The 14332-nt window shown below is 47.0% G+C and carries 14 protein-coding genes and 3 pseudogenes; 2 read left to right on the top strand and 15 right to left on the bottom strand.

Annotated features, from left to right (window positions below; all coding sequences use genetic code 11):
* Positions 1–64: 64 nt before the first annotated feature.
* Entirely contained in the window at positions 65–1303 is a 1239-nt protein-coding gene (locus KAH19_RS06680) for an MFS transporter (RefSeq protein WP_210683933.1), read from the bottom strand.
* 225 nt (positions 1304–1528) lie between these two features.
* Here KAH19_RS06680 and KAH19_RS06675 point away from each other — a divergent pair, with 225 nt between their 5' ends.
* Positions 1529–2614, top strand: coding sequence for a hypothetical protein (locus KAH19_RS06675; RefSeq protein ID WP_210683932.1), 1086 nt, complete (start codon positions 1529–1531; stop codon positions 2612–2614).
* 98 nt (positions 2615–2712) lie between these two features.
* Here KAH19_RS06675 and KAH19_RS06670 read toward each other — a convergent pair whose 3' ends face one another.
* The 14 genes and pseudogenes from KAH19_RS06670 to KAH19_RS06610 all read right to left on the bottom strand — a co-directional run bounded on the left by KAH19_RS06670 (position 2713) and on the right by KAH19_RS06610 (position 13760).
* Positions 2713–3891 (bottom strand): PLP-dependent aminotransferase family protein, encoded by a 1179-nt coding sequence (locus KAH19_RS06670; protein ID WP_210683931.1) that lies wholly within the window; start codon positions 3889–3891, stop codon positions 2713–2715.
* Positions 3892–4056: 165 nt separating this feature from the next.
* Positions 4057–4512, bottom strand: coding sequence for a low molecular weight protein-tyrosine-phosphatase (locus KAH19_RS06665; RefSeq protein WP_210683930.1), 456 nt, complete (start codon positions 4510–4512; stop codon positions 4057–4059).
* Between the two features lie 161 nt (positions 4513–4673).
* Positions 4674–5873, bottom strand: a complete 1200-nt coding sequence (locus KAH19_RS06660) for a tyrosine-type recombinase/integrase (RefSeq protein ID WP_210683929.1) — start codon at positions 5871–5873, stop codon at positions 4674–4676.
* Between the two features lie 85 nt (positions 5874–5958).
* Positions 5959–6153, bottom strand: a complete 195-nt coding sequence (locus KAH19_RS06655; protein WP_246869322.1) for an excisionase — start codon at positions 6151–6153, stop codon at positions 5959–5961.
* A gap of 228 nt (positions 6154–6381) precedes the next feature.
* Positions 6382–6705 (bottom strand): annotated as a pseudogene (locus KAH19_RS10960) (virulence-associated protein E); the annotation flags it as partial.
* Positions 6694–7107 (bottom strand): annotated as a pseudogene (locus KAH19_RS11085) (CHC2 zinc finger domain-containing protein); the annotation flags it as partial. The pseudogenes KAH19_RS11085 and KAH19_RS10960, both read right to left, overlap by 12 nt.
* 15 nt (positions 7108–7122) lie before the next feature.
* A pseudogene (mobQ, locus tag KAH19_RS06645) lies at positions 7123–8527 on the bottom strand (MobQ family relaxase).
* Positions 8528–8529: 2 nt separating this feature from the next.
* Positions 8530–8829 carry a DUF3847 domain-containing protein gene (locus KAH19_RS06640; protein WP_210683928.1) on the bottom strand — a complete coding sequence of 100 codons (300 nt, stop codon included), beginning with the start codon at positions 8827–8829 and terminating at the stop codon, positions 8530–8532.
* Positions 8830–9154: 325 nt separating this feature from the next.
* Entirely contained in the window at positions 9155–9700 is a 546-nt protein-coding gene (locus tag KAH19_RS06635; RefSeq protein ID WP_371816679.1) for a TOPRIM nucleotidyl transferase/hydrolase domain-containing protein, read from the bottom strand.
* A 57-nt stretch (positions 9701–9757) separates the two neighbouring features.
* Positions 9758–11050, bottom strand: a complete 1293-nt coding sequence (locus tag KAH19_RS06630) for an AAA family ATPase (protein WP_210683926.1) — start codon at positions 11048–11050, stop codon at positions 9758–9760.
* A 14-nt stretch (positions 11051–11064) separates the two neighbouring features.
* Entirely contained in the window at positions 11065–11982 is a 918-nt protein-coding gene (locus KAH19_RS06625) for a NotI family restriction endonuclease (protein ID WP_210683925.1), read from the bottom strand.
* Between the two features lie 2 nt (positions 11983–11984).
* Positions 11985–13154: a DNA cytosine methyltransferase gene (locus tag KAH19_RS06620; protein ID WP_210683924.1), complete on the bottom strand. Its 1170-nt coding sequence runs from the start codon at positions 13152–13154 to the stop codon at positions 11985–11987.
* 57 nt (positions 13155–13211) lie between these two features.
* Complete coding sequence (locus KAH19_RS06615; protein WP_210683923.1) at positions 13212–13427, bottom strand: helix-turn-helix transcriptional regulator; 216 nt, start codon at positions 13425–13427, stop codon at positions 13212–13214.
* Between the two features lie 105 nt (positions 13428–13532).
* Complete coding sequence (locus KAH19_RS06610) at positions 13533–13760, bottom strand: LLM class flavin-dependent oxidoreductase (protein ID WP_210683922.1); 228 nt, start codon at positions 13758–13760, stop codon at positions 13533–13535.
* Positions 13761–13795: 35 nt separating this feature from the next.
* On the opposite strand from KAH19_RS06610, the gene KAH19_RS06605 reads away from it, so the two are divergent.
* Positions 13796–14332 (top strand): hypothetical protein, encoded by a 537-nt coding sequence (locus KAH19_RS06605; protein WP_210683921.1) that lies wholly within the window; start codon positions 13796–13798, stop codon positions 14330–14332.

The raw sequence follows: 14332 nt of genomic DNA, 5'->3' as shown, positions 1-14332 counted from the left end.
AAAAATAAAACCGTTGCCGCAAATTCCCTGCAGCAACGGTCTTTTATTTTATATGGATAAACTTTTAGCTTGCAGCTTCCTGCTCCGCTCCACGCACATGCGTGAAATAAGAGTAAACCGCTACGCTCATAAGCACGCAGCCGGCAAATACAAGCACATAACGCGAGCTCATAAAGCTGCCCAAGGCACCGCCAAGCAGCGGTCCTACAACACCGCCAAACTGCTGCGCGCTCGTAACCAGGCCAAAGGCCTTACCACGCATATTGGCAGCAGTAACACGCGTCAGGTTAGCATTGATATTAGGCACAGCGCCTGCCAGGAACAGGCCGTAAACAAACTGGATAGCTGCAAACTGCCACACAGTATTGATGAACACCTGGAAAAGGTTAATAAAACCGGCAATAAAAGTTACAATGCAGAAAACGCGCACATAACCGAAGCGCTGGCCGCGCTTTCCCCAAAACGGTGCCGCTAAAATACCGGTAATACCGGCCAGTGAGAAAATCACACCGGACATCTTAATAGCAGAATCACCCATATCATGCATCAGCTCGCCTACGTACAATGTAATCAGCGGCTGAATCAGCATTACGCAGGTCTGCACCACAAAGAACATAGCCATAATATACAGCAGGCCCTTGTTATGCAAAGCGTTCTTTAAATCTGCCAGCAGATTGCTTGCTTCGCGCGCCCCCTTATTGAGTACGGACATATCCTTAACGATAAACACTACGGCACTAGTTGCAATAAACAAGGCCAAACTACCTACATAAAACGAAGCACGCATGCCAAACCAGCTGCTCAGATAACCGCCCATCAACGGTCCCATGATTGTGCCGCTGGCTACCGCAGTCTGCATCAGTCCCATACCCCAGCCCATACGCTCCTCCGGTAAGGATGAAGATGCCATCGACATGCAGGCAGGCACAAAGCCGGCAACAACACCGCACACAATACGCACAAGCAGAAGCTGATAGACATCCTGACAGACGCCGGTAAGAAAATAGGTCAGCGCCAGGCCATAGCCGGCGCGAATCGCCATCTTTCTCTGCCCGACATGGTCAGCCAAAGCGCCCCAATAAGGTGCCATCACGGCAGAACCCATAAAGGTTACGGCAAAGGTAATACCTGCCCAGAAGTTAACGTCAGGTTGAGCAACATGCAGCTCGCGCAGCAGATAAACAGGCAAAAACGGTATGCACATAGTATAGCTGGCGCAGCATAAAAATACTCCCAGCCACAATACAGGCAAATTTGCCTTCCAGCTGCTTTTTTTGTCAGAAGTAAAAGCTTGTATTGACATTTTATCTCCCTCTCATCTCTCTAATTGCTATTATAACACAACGCAGGCAGATAGTCACAGCAGATAAATGGCGAAGTTTTTTCTTTCTAGACAATAGATGCACTTTTAGCGTATAATATTGTTTAGATTAAATTCGTATTGTTAGCGATAAAATAAACCGCTGGCAACTTTATCAGCGTAAAAATCAAAATGCAGACTTTAAGCCTGTAAAGGAGAGTGCAGAATTTGAAACCTTATAGCATGCAAGAATTAGAAGAATGCGGCTTTTTATCAAAAATATTCGGCAGCAAGCCTACCGAAAACGGCTGGAAGGAGCTCAACAATCTGTTGGCTGCAGCACCAGACGCTTTAGCTGTCAGTGCCGATGATGTACATCACGCTCTGAAAAAATGGGGCGTAAAATTCAACGATGATAATTTCAACCAACGCAGCGGTATTTACCGCAAGCTGGCGGATGTTATCTTTACCGAAGTACAGACTAAGGAAGACAGCCTTTGGGGACAGCTTGCACATTTAGCTGAAATTTTGGAGCTGCCGCCGCATCTGGCAAAGCAGGCTGATAAGGCAGCAAAAACAGCTGCTTATTTTGTCCGTTGCCGTGATTTGCTTGCAGGCACCGAAAAATTGGATATAAAACAATTGAATGACTTATTCGGCTATGACTACGAAGACAGTCTTTCCATGCGTAAGCAGGTTTTTCAAGCTCACTTCAATCTAAAGTTTGACGAAATCAGCAGTGCGCAGCGCTATACTCCGGAAGAAGAAGCTACACTGCGTGCCGACTGCGCAACTCTGGATATCCCTTACGAATTAAAGAATAATATTGTCAGCGCTCTGGAAAAATACCGCAGCCTGTGGAATGCGGAGCATATGCCTTTAGGCGATATCAAACAGGATGCTTTCCCGCTCAACCCCGGTGAAATCTGCCATGCCTATACCAACTGCGGTCTCTGCCAAAACAAAATGATAGAACGCGAGGACAATTACTATGAGCTGACACGCAAATTCCGCATTGACGAAACCGTTGCCTTCAATGGCGAAAAAATCGAGCATCCCAAATTCACCGAGGAAATGACTATTATTGAAGAGCTTGGCATGTTCTTCCTTACTAACCAACGTTTAGTTTACATTGGTAAGAAAAACGCCTTCCACATCCCGCTCAATGTTCTCAACGGTGCTGATTTTGACGGCATCAACATTGTAACCTTCCATCACACCGATGGTACCGACAGTATCTTTAAATTCAGTGACGAGGCTGCCGGAGTTTTATACATTCTGTTCGAAAGAACCTTAAAGGCTGCTAAAGCATAAAACAGCATATATACAAAATACCCCTGCAGAAATTTTTCTGCAGGGGTTAAATTTTTATCAGCTGTAAAATTTACAAGACAGCTTAAGCCATCAAAGAATTACATGCACTCTTTTATTGCTTTAGCCATGCGTTGGATACCTTCAACAATGCGGTCATCCGGCATGTTGGAGTAGTTGATACGCATGCTGCGGTCAGTCTTCCGGTTCGGATAGAAGGCATCACCGATAACGCCGGCAACCTTCATCTCGATGCATTTGTTGAATACTTTGCGTGCGCTTACGCCTTCAGGGAAGGTCAGCCACAGGAACAGACCACCTTCCGGATGAGTCCATTCGGTGCCAGCCGGGAAGTATTTCTCCATGGATTCAAGAATCAAATCACGACGATGTTTGTACAGAGCAACGATTTCTTTAACATGCTCGTCAAGATCATATTGTTCCATGTAAGCATCTGCAACGCCTTGGTCAAAGTTAGAGGTGTGCAGGTCAGCACTTTGTTTGATTTTTACAAACTCGCTCAGCAGGCTGTGCTCTGCAGCGATCCAGCCAAGACGCAGGCCCGGGCAGAAGATTTTGGAGAAGGTACCCAGGAACATAACCAAGCCTTTAGTATCCATAGATTTCAAGGACGGCAGAATAGTACCTTCATAGCGCAGTTCGCCGTACGGATTATCTTCGAGTACCGGCAGGTTGTGTTTGTTAACAACTTCCATAAATTTTTGACGGCGTTCCATGGACCAGGTACGACCGGTCGGGTTTTGGAAGTCAGGAATTACATAGATAAATTTGCAGTTTGGAGTGGTTTCGAGAATTTTGTCCAATTCTTCCGGAATCAGACCACCGTTATCGGTCGGAACCTCAACAAATTTCGGTTGGTAAGCGTTGAATGCGTTCAAAGCGCCGAGGTAGGACGGGCTTTCGCACAGAACAACGTCGCCGGGATCCAGGAACAGCTTGCCTGCGAAGTCCAGGCATTGTTGAGAACCGGTGGTAATCAGAATGTCATCTGGATCAACATTGGTGTGATATTTATCAGCCATGCGTTTAGCAATTTTTGCACGCAGGGACGGACGGCCTTCGGTAGTTGCATACTGCAGCAGCTGGCGACCTTCCTTCAGTACCAGGTCATGAGAAACCTTGGCAATTTCTTCTACAGGGAACAGCTCCGGTGCAGGCAGACCGCCGGCAAAGGAAATAATATCAGGCTGAGCAGTTAATTTTAACAGCTCGCGGATTTCAGAAGCTTGCATACGCTCCATACGTGTTGCGAATTTCATGTTTAAAAACCTCTCTTCATTGGAAACTATATTATTTTACCGTAACACTTATTGTAGCACCACAGTCCAAAACAAACAAGCAAAATATAGCTTTTGCTTAACTCTATCTATTTTCATGGTAAATTATGTTAACTTATTAACGGTTTACACGGAATTTTGTTTGTTTTAATATTTCAGATACTTCAGTAAGCCATCCAGACCTTCCATGATATCATTATAAGTCACTTCAAAATCACCGGTATACCACGGATCGGCAATGCTGGCACCTTTGCGCTCGGTATAATCCAAAAGCAGGTGTACCTTATCCTGCGTATCTTCACCGACTACTCTGCGTAAATTACGAATATTATTGCTGTCCATCACCAGCAGCAAATCATAATATTCGTAGTCACGCTTTGTTACCTGTACTGCATGCTTGCCTGCGACGCTGATACCAAGCTGCGCCAGCTTGTTGCGCGTGCCGTAATGTACGGGATTACCGATTTCTTCCCTGCTTGTCGCTGCCGAAGCAATTTCAAAATCAGCGGCAATGCCGCGCTTTTTTACAATGTCCTTCAATAAAAACTCTGCCATAGGCGAACGGCAGATGTTGCCATGGCAGATAAATAAGATTTTTGTCATTGCTTATATATCCCTTCAAAAGGCTCCAAGCCTTGATATTTCAGGGCTTTGGGCGCTTCTTTCATTTTTGCTGTCATGCCGGAAACCTACGCAGATTTCCGTAACTCTACACAGATTTTCGGGCAAATGGTGTAGTAATTGGTGTAGTGACTGCGATTGCTTCAACCTGATTTTCTCTGCGGCTCCGGTGTGGCAAGCCCTTTGAAATCAATGATCTTTGCCAGCTGCTCGGCAGCGCGGTCATAGCTCGCATGGGTGTAAACATTCAGTGTAACGCCCACATCGGATTGTCCCATGACATACTGCAAGGTCTTGATGTCCATGCCAGCGTTCGCCATGTTTGTACAGAACGTGTGCCGGAACACATGGGGCGTGATGTGCGGCAGAGGCTTGTCCGGGTGCAGTTTTTGATACTTCTTCATTGCCCAGCACATTTCATTCTCGATGTGCAGGGCAACCTTCGGACTGTCGTTTTTGTCCAGCAGAAGGAAACCGCTGTACCCGTCGATGATCGTTTCCGTTTTCACGCGCTTGCGGCGGGAAAGAATATTTTGTAGGCTTCGGTAAACCTCATCCGTCATGGGAATGTAGCGGCAGCCGCACTCGGTTTTGGTTTTCTCCACATAATACTTGCCGCCGCGCTCTCGGACGAGCTGGTGATCTACTCGGATTTTCCGCCCGGTAAAGTCCAGATCAGCCTTTGTCAGCCCGCAAAACTCGCTGATGCGCATCCCGGTTCCCAGCAGCACCACAAACTCGTCGTAATACTTGCAGTAGGTCTTGTCCTCCCGGATGAAATCCATCCAAAGCGTCTGCTGTTCCTCTGTCATGGCAATGCGCTTCTGTGAATCATTGGAAACTACATCGACCAGCTTGACGTCAAAGGGATTCCGACGGATCACATCCTCATTGTACGCCATCTGGAAAGCCGGTTTGACAACGCCCCGAACGCTGGTGAGGGTGCTGTATCCCTTTCCGTCCTCGTGTAGCTTCATGATCCATTTCTGCGCGTCCGAAACCTTGATGTCTCGGATGGAACGGTAGCCAAAATCTTCTTTCTTCACCAGATTCAGCACGAAGTTATAGCCAACCTTGGTATTGTAGCGCACGCCCTGTTTGATGCTGATGTAGCGTTCCAGCAGTTGAATGACGTTGATTTTGCCAGCCGCATAATCAATGCCATCGTCGAGCTGCTTCTGGATTTCCTTTTCTTTTTCCCGCAGTTCTTTCAGATCGGAGGAATACACTGTCTGCCGTTTGCCGCGAATGTCTGTGTACCGATATTGATAAATCAGGTCTTTTCTCTGGCTCTCTCCTGTCCGCAGGATGCGTCCCTTGTTGTCTTTGCGTTTTTCGGACATTGTCAAACTCCTTTCCGTGAGGGAAAGAGCCTTGATATGACACACTTATTGTATCATATCAAGGCTCCGATTTACACCACAAATTTCAAATAGAATACGCCTGCTCGATGAACTGATCGAACAGGCGGCGTTTAATCAGGCGCTTGTTGCCCACCCAGAGGACGAATTTGCACCGGTCCTCGTTGGTGATCTCTCGCAGTTTGTTGATACCAATGCCGGAGTAAGCCGCAGCATCCTCCAAGCTCAGATTGCTCTTTTCCCAAATCGGGATTTCCTTCATAGGCAGTTTACCCTCCATACAAAAATAGCCAGACAGGGCGAGGCGGCAACGAAGTCCGGCAACGGACTTCCAAAAACCTCGAAACATACCCGGTCTACCGGTTGATTTACGTTTTTCCTTTTCTTCTATTTTTCTGTTGTTTTGGTTGTCAACGGCAGAAAAAGCCTGACAGGACAGGGATTCTCCCGGCAACAGGGCAACAACATGCTTTACAACAAGCCGTGCTTTTCAGAACGGTATCTCAATCTGCTCCGTAATCTCTACAAAGCCGTCCAGGATTTCTGCGGCATGGTTGCCGCTGCCCGTTGCAGCCCTTTCACGCTCCCAGCCCTTTTGCCTGCCGTACCCGGCAAGGCTACGGGGATTGGAGAAATACGTCCAGCCAGTCACGCACTGGTTCATAATCTCGTTGATCTCGCGGATCTCCCACTGCTTCGGCTCATCAAATGTGTGATTCAGCGCCTCCTTGTAAAGCTGCTTGGAGCAGACGGTATCGCCCGTGTAGCTGTCCAGAAACGCCTGAATCATGCCTGCTTTCGTGTCCTCCGGCGTCTGCGGGGCATAATCCTCCTTCCAGCGGCATAACAGTCGGTAATAGTCCAACAGCACACGGAAGCAGTAGCGTTCCATGTGCTGATAATTCTGTTCGTCGGTATTCTGTTTTTGTGGCTTACATTGCTTATCTGCGCTGCCCTCATACGGAATGGCAAAATCCTGTGCCAGCAGAATTGCAGCTTCCTTGCTGCCGATCCCGCGAAGCCGGGAAACGAAGTCGATCACGTCCCCGGTGGTACCTCATCCGAAGCAGTAATATCGGCGATCCAGCTTCATGCTGGGCGTACTGTCATCATGGAACGGGCAGCGGCACATTCCGTTTCGCTCCACCCGGATGCCGTATCGCTCCGCAGCCTGCCGGGTGGTCACAGACTGCTTGACGGCTTCAAAGATACTCAATAGGCATTGTCCTCCTTAGTGTTCGATTTCCTGCTTTTTCTGCCTCGTCGCGGCGTTCTGGCGCTCTTGTTCATGCTGCACCTCGTAGATGTTGTAATGAATTACCCAGAGCTTTTTCGCGTCGGCATGGAGCGGCAAAAGCTCCGTTTGAATGTCCTTGTATTCCTGCTCCAACTGTTCGCGCTCCTTGCGCCATGCGGTGATGGGCAGCTTGCCATCCTTGAAATGTGGTCTCAGCTTGCGATCTGCCATGTAGAATGTCCGCAGCTGGCTTGCCGGACTTCTAATAATCCACCATGCGCAGCAGCTCGTCCACTTCTTTGATACGAGCTTGCTTTGTGGATGCAGATTTTTTCAACGTATCGATCTTGTCCTGCATGGCATGAAGCGTATTTTCCAGATCGTCCACGGTGTAAAGGTTTTTGGATTGTAAAAAGCTGAACGCCTCGGCGTAACGCTGCAAATTGGCGTTCTTCGCCTTATTGCTGTACGCGCCCTTGTTGCGGATGCTACAATGCAGCACCAGCAGATCATTCAGCATGGGCGGCTGGGGCTTGGCAAGCTCGGCTTTTACGTCCTTCAGCCAGCCAATCAGCGCGGCGATTTTTTCTTTTGCCTCACGCAGCAGCGCGTTTGTTTTCCGAATGAAACGGTTGAGATCGCCTTTGTCAGTGCGGATGCCCTTTGCCTCCATTACCCGGACGGTGGGACCCTCGTGCTGGGTGGGTATCTGCTCCACACCCTGACGGGCAAAGCTGCGGTGGTCAATGCGGCAGCCTAAGCCTTTTTCGGAAAACTTAGCATTGCACAGGTCAGCCCATGCCTGCCGCCACGCTTCCAGCGTTTCGGGTTTGCCCCAGTCGGTTGTAGGCACAGCGTTGAACACATAGTTGCCTGCCTCGTCCAGAACACGCTCGCCGTGTTCGTCCAGCACATATTCCCGCCGCTGTTTGTTTCCCCACCTGCCGTCCGGCTCAATGGGACGGATGGGACACATGACGTGAAAGTGCGGGTTGGAAATGCCGCCGTCCTCCTTGTCTGGCTGATGCACAGCGAAGTCCGCCACCATTCCCCAGTTCACGAAATTGTCCAATAAGAATTGCCTTGCAAGATCGATGTTCTCCTGCATGGAAAACTCATTCTGCAAGGCAATGTCAAAGCTGTAGGCAAGCTGTGCTTTCTTCCCACGCTCGGATTTCTCTACGGCGTTCCAGAGCGTTTCGCGGTCTGCATACTCAGGCGGCGCGTGTGACGGGAGTAGGATTTCAGAGCAGATCACGCCGCCTTTTCGGGTGTAGTCGCTGATCTCGCCGTAGTATTCGCTGTGCAGCTTTTCCCCGGCACGGTAGGCGGCAGCAGCCACAGCAGATTGCCCCGCGCTGCGCTTGATCTGCGTCACATGAAAATGAAATAACGCGATACTCAGTCACCTCCCGCATGATCTCTGACGGTTTTTGTGAGCAATCTTTGCGTGTCTGTCAGCGCAAAGACCTGTTCGGCAAAAGCATAAAACGCGCTTTCGCTCAAATCCTTTGTCTGCGGTGCGACGCTCTCGATGGCTGCACCACGGGTGATAAGCCGGTGCGCCCGCTTGCGCCGTTCTCCCTTTGCATAGTAGGCGGCGCGGTTTTCAAGCCGCTGGATTATGTGCTGTTCCTGTACAATCTGGCGTTCGATTTTCTCTTTCTCGGCTTGCAACTTCTCAATTTCTTTTTCGTGCATGATTTTAACCTCCTGACTGATAAATGATGGGGTGGATAGATACAAAAAGACCGCCTACGTTTTCAGTAGACGGTCTTGATAACGATATGGATTTTCAGGCTTTGCGGTGGAAATGATCTGCGCCAGCAGACGATTTCCACTGCAAAGTCCGCTGGGATAGGCGCGCAAGCGTCGCAAGGGGTGCAGCCCCTTGTTCGGAGCAAAGTGACGCAAAACAGCCCGGACATTTGGCTGTCCGGGCTGTCTGCCTCGCAGAGCGCACATACTCCCGTCAGGGGAGTATAGAAGTGCGCCCTTTGTTCCAAAGGGTTGACGTAGGCCGATCTTAGTCGAACTTGCTATTGACCATAGCAAAAAGTTTTTCAAATCGTCCTATTGTTTCGTCTGAAAATACAAGGCTACCAATATTCTTAGCCATATAATTTGCAGGTGAATAATGGTTAAAGGCCTTATTGCCGTTAAGCCGTTTTAACTGCGACATTATTGGTTTATTCGTATCGAGCTCACTAATTTGAACCGATTTTCCAAATGCTCCATTAAACAGCACAAGGTACTCTTCCTTGTCAAATAAATCCTCAATATCGGCGTAAGCTTGCCCCACGATCGAATGGTAATACAAAATTTTTTTATCGGCGATAATTTTTTGCTCGACCATGCGCTTCAAGCGAGCTTGGGCTGCCTGATCTGTAAAGGTATCAAGCAAACACACCGTGGATAGCTCGTTGCCCCGCATTAACGAAATAAAGGTTGCAATTTTATCTGCACCACCTACCGGAACTATGGTAATATCCTCAGACAATCCCTCTTTTCCCATATCTTTGAGAATTGTTGAGAAATGATTTAGGTACACCAAATCCGAGATTCCTTCCACCAAAAGATTTTTAGGTGAAACATATAGATTTTGGGCAATTGTATATCCTAATGCCGCTTACAGCGGAAACAATGTATCAGAATCCTTTTCCTCTACAGCATCGGATACAACACTACCAATCTTAGGATTTTGTGTATCATAAACAGTTCGCACCTCATTAAGCTTGAGAGAATCAATCATAAATGGGGAGTGCGTTGTATATATAACCTGATACTCCGGTGCCAGCTTCTCATCGATAAACCGTAGTAAATCATTCTGCGCAGAAGCATGAAGGCTTAGTCCCGGCTCATCAAGAAGTAAAATATATTTACTTTTCTTATCACCTTGAATCTTGCTGAACCACACCAAAAATGAAAAGAACCACAAGAAGCCTTTGCTACGATTTTTCAAAGGCAGAGTAACTCTGTGCTTTGAATTATAAATTCTGATGTTCAAATATCGAACACCGTTAGGCGCGTGTTCAATCTCAAAACGAATTTCAAGATTCTGATTTGTTGTCCAGTATTCAAACATATCATCAGTAATCGAATTGGAGGTTGCCTCCAATTGCGCCTTAAACGCTTCAAAATTACTTTCGTTTTGAATATCAGAGACCCGCAAACCACTCAACTCAAATAGAGCATTTGCAATTTTGACCTCTTCACGAGATAGATTATTAGTTGGCTGTCCCGCAGAAAAATCATCCAAGTTTATTCGGCATGGCAAGCTAAAATAGTCGCTGAAATACCATAGCTTCGGAATTTCCGGAGAAAGATACGTGTTGTAAATGTACCCCTCAAGTCTATTCTCAAAATCCCCAGCCCCTGTTTTAATCTCCCCCAGTTGAGCTTGGATTTGTTCCATCGCGGGGAGTTCTGCATTTTCAGATACGACACTCTCTAAAGTTGAGAAGGAATCTGCTGCCCGAATAAGCTGTTTCCCTTGATCACCAACGCCAAAAAATGAGATTAGCCAGTCCTTAAAGACAGTAAAATCACTCTCTACACCTGATGCCTTGCTTGTATTATCATAAAAAGAAGTTACGCAAAAATTTTTCCGTGGTATTATTCCTTTGGCGAACGCGGTTTCAACACGACTAATATCCTCGTCTGACAATTCATACTCACAAGTTAGGGCGGGTGGATTTTCGTTACGCACTTTTATGAGCTCACTACGAGGGTAGTCTAAGTCCTTGTTAAATCGGAACTCAGTATTATCTTCAAAATAATTTGATTTTGCCAGAGCTTCCAGCAAAGCAGTTTTCCCGGATTCGTTTTTCCCAACAATTCGTGTGATTTGCGGCTCTACTTCATAAGATTGCTCGGTTAAAAAACTCTTGTACTTGTGAATGCTAACTTTTTTGAGTAACATACTACCCTCCTTCCTCAGTCATACAGCGAATGGCGGATTGCATCACGGTAGACGTTTTGATCTGGCAAATCTACCGCAGAAAATGCCTCTTGCACCTTGTAAACAGTAGTGCAATACTCCTCTATTACTCCCAGCGGCTTGATTGTGCCGTCTTCAATCGCCGCGTCTGGCAGGTAATCATAAGCAACAAAATGGATTGCTGCGGGCTGTGTTGGAAATTGTGGTAATTTGTTTTTTCCTCCCAGCCGCTCAAGCACGCGCTCGTACACAGGTTTAGGACAGACAAAATACAGTCCGCTCCGGCATAATTCTTCTCTTTGCAGAACCTGCCCTTTATAGATAATCTGAGGTATAATTCTTTTCGATACGTTCTCCCAGTTTAGTCCGACCGTATCTTTTTCAATTTCATGGCGTTCAATTAACGCTCTACGCGCATTTTGATAAGTACCAGTAGTATCGATTGTTTGCACTTCAATTGCAGTAAACTCAACGAGCTCTCCGGTTTCATCCAGTCTAGCCAGAATCCAATCTACATAGTAGGAGCCTCTACCCTGACGTTTTGGGAGAGGAAGCTCACCGCCCCATCCATGCCCAAATACGGCAATTGCGCCACCTTCTTCTTTAGACTTTTCAACAGCCAAACGCCCCGAATAAAGATTGTAACTCCGGCCAAATGCTTTCAGTGCTATTGTGGCCAGCATTTTGTAGTTGTCTGCGTAAATTCTATTGGGGCAGCAAATCACAGCAGGAGAACCTTCTGATACCTGCCTTATGGCGCATACACCGGACAAAGTACGATTAGTCTTATCTCCGAGAGCCTTCGTGCAGTACGAGGAAAGAAAAGGACATACTTGTTTAGATGTATTATCAAGTGCAGTAACCGAGGAGTCCTCTGCCCGGTAACCAAAAAACTCTGAAATATAGCCCGACATGATCAATCCTCCGTTTCTAAAATTGAACGTAGTGACAGCCCTACAGCCTGTGCCAAAAGCGGCGGAACTGCATTGCCTACTTGTGCGAACTGTTCTGCAAGGTTTCCTGTAAAGACAAAATGATCGGGAAACGACTGCAAACGAGCCGCCTCACGGACTGTAAACGAGCGATCCTGTTCATAGTGGAAAAACGCTCCCCAATGTGGGTCGCATTTCGTGAGTATGGTTGACGCCAGTCCGTCTGGAAGAACTCGTCCATATCTCTTAGTGTGATCAGACTTTCGCGCCTTTTGCATTCCTTTTGGCAGCAGTTCATCCGGAATATCAGTCCAGTTTCCACCAGGTTGAATATACTCTAAGCGTTTAAGGTTTATTGGGGAAAGACGCGGCGCCTCGTGGTTCATTACACCTACGGAGCCTAAACGGGATCGGCGTTGATAGGCGCAGAACGCATCACAACGGTATTCTTTAATAACCTCTCCTTGCTCTCCGCTTACTAACGAAGGCAGGTCTCCGATTGCCTCATAAACGGTGACAAAATTAGCGTTAGCCTCTGGTGAAGGTTCTTTGATAATCGATTGTCCGTCAAAAGTGCTGGTGAAATTTGCTCGAATCGGAGCATGATAAATCGGTTCAGGATATGCCCCCGCAGGTAAAGTCCTTCCCCGTACTCCCAGTATAATGGTACGCCAACGCATTTGAGGAACGCCATAATATGGCGCACCCAGAATCCGAACATCTGCACCATATCCTAATTCGGCTAAAGCATTCAAAATCGCATGGAGCGTTGCACCATGCTCAAATGAAACCAAACCTGGAACGTTTTCAATTAGGACAGCACGCGGAGCAAAGGCGTCAACAAATCGAAGGTACTCTTTGAAAAGATGATTTCTTTCATCTAAAGTAGTTCGAACTGGGGCATTGATAGAAAAGCCTTGGCACGGAGGGCCACCAGCAATTAAGTCAAGTTCTCCACGTTCAATTCCCAATGTTGTACGAACTTCATTTGCATCTAATGTTCGAATATCGGCAGTAAATACGTTTGTGTCTGGGTGGTTTTTTTTGTAGGTTTGAGCATATACCGGAACAATTTCAGATGCAAATAAGCTATGGAAACCTGCCTCAGATAGTCCTTCAGAAAGACCACCTGCACCTGAAAACAAATCTATCATTTTTAATCTCTCAGAGTTCATAATTCAAATTCCTTTGTCCATTCGTGTCTTAAATACTTACATTATTCTTCTAACCGGCTGAAGCTCCATAATATCAGCTAAGTCACATTCTAAAACAGCACAAATACGAACAAGAATATCTGTGGTTACATTTTCATTTTTCCCTAATTTAGCCATTGTTCCAGAACTTAAACGGGCCTTAGTTCTCAAGTCTGTTTTATTCATGCCTTTATCAATTAACAACTTCCACAACTTGTTATAGCTGATTTCCATTTTACACCTCATCGTGCTTTTGAATTTCTTTTATTATATCGCAAAGCTCGAAAAAGTGCAATTAAAATCTATGATTATAGATTTTATGTTCATCCTATAGTGTCATTATCTGTTTCTTCGCTTCTGCCACACAATGTCATACCCCAGCGCATCCGCAAGCTCCACCGCCTCGCCATAGCGGAGCGAGCCGCGCTTGAGTTTGCCGGAGAGATTGTGAACGCTGCGGCTCCAGCCGTATTCATCGGAGAGATAGTCCACCACCTCGGTCATAGTCATGCCGGTGCGGACGATATAGGACTTGATTTCATTGCGATAGGTTTCAGATTTTCTCATATTCAAACTTTCCTCCTGTTTTTTCGATGCGCCCTATGGTAAAATGGATTTGTCAAATCGTGACACCCGTTCGCCATAGGGCGCTGGTTTTTAATACACGGCTTTTCGCTGGAAATGCCGCCGATGATACGTTGGTCACAGGCGACACCTTCCGCTTTTGCCGTTTGGTGTGTCTTTGCGTGAAACGGCGAAACATCATTCTGAATGGCAAACGCCGTTCGCTGCTGAATAGCACTCTGTTCCGTGCAGATAACCGCACAGAGCAGAAAACTATTTCGCCGTTTTCACTTGCTTTGATTTTTACATTCGATTTTGCCGCTCTTTCCGAACGTCGTTCCTGCCCGGAGGATCGCTCCCAGCGTTTCGTTCTCCTTGGTGCGCTGGATGCGGCACTTCGCCAGAGAACATATCCCGTTCGGACGGTCATGCAATTTTCAAGGTTCAGGTGCGATTGCAAGACCATTTTAGCGAAAAATATAGCCCTCTCCCGTATATCCAAGAGGTCGGAAAACGCGCCGAAAAATGTAAATTTTCACGCTTATGGACAAGACCGGAGAAAGGCCGAAATTTGA

The sequence above is a fragment of the Phascolarctobacterium sp. Marseille-Q4147 genome (assembly GCF_017968825.1).
GTDB lineage: Bacteria > Bacillota > Negativicutes > Acidaminococcales > Acidaminococcaceae > Phascolarctobacterium_A.
Note: the sequence above shows the minus strand (reverse complement) of the source record. Positions and strands in the feature narration are given on the sequence as shown.

What these genes read in the sequence shown, in the direction of transcription:
- KAH19_RS06640 (WP_210683928.1), bottom strand. Translation starts at nt 8,829, where the DNA reads ATGCACGAAAAAGAAATTGAGAAGTTGCAAGCCGAGAAAGAGAAAATC.
- KAH19_RS06660 (WP_210683929.1), bottom strand. Translation starts at nt 5,873, where the DNA reads ATGTCCGAAAAACGCAAAGACAACAAGGGACGCATCCTGCGGACAGGA.
- KAH19_RS06610 (WP_210683922.1), bottom strand. Translation starts at nt 13,760, where the DNA reads ATGAGAAAATCTGAAACCTATCGCAATGAAATCAAGTCCTATATCGTC.
- KAH19_RS06680 (WP_210683933.1), bottom strand. Translation starts at nt 1,303, where the DNA reads ATGTCAATACAAGCTTTTACTTCTGACAAAAAAAGCAGCTGGAAGGCA.
- KAH19_RS06670 (WP_210683931.1), bottom strand. Translation starts at nt 3,891, where the DNA reads ATGAAATTCGCAACACGTATGGAGCGTATGCAAGCTTCTGAAATCCGC.
- KAH19_RS06655 (WP_246869322.1), bottom strand. Translation starts at nt 6,153, where the DNA reads ATGAAGGAAATCCCGATTTGGGAAAAGAGCAATCTGAGCTTGGAGGAT.
- KAH19_RS06665 (WP_210683930.1), bottom strand. Translation starts at nt 4,512, where the DNA reads ATGACAAAAATCTTATTTATCTGCCATGGCAACATCTGCCGTTCGCCT.
- KAH19_RS06620 (WP_210683924.1), bottom strand. Translation starts at nt 13,154, where the DNA reads ATGATAGATTTGTTTTCAGGTGCAGGTGGTCTTTCTGAAGGACTATCT.
- KAH19_RS06625 (WP_210683925.1), bottom strand. Translation starts at nt 11,982, where the DNA reads ATGTCGGGCTATATTTCAGAGTTTTTTGGTTACCGGGCAGAGGACTCC.
- KAH19_RS06605 (WP_210683921.1), top strand. Translation starts at nt 13,796, where the DNA reads ATGGTAAAATGGATTTGTCAAATCGTGACACCCGTTCGCCATAGGGCG.
- KAH19_RS06630 (WP_210683926.1), bottom strand. Translation starts at nt 11,050, where the DNA reads ATGTTACTCAAAAAAGTTAGCATTCACAAGTACAAGAGTTTTTTAACC.
- KAH19_RS06615 (WP_210683923.1), bottom strand. Translation starts at nt 13,427, where the DNA reads ATGGAAATCAGCTATAACAAGTTGTGGAAGTTGTTAATTGATAAAGGC.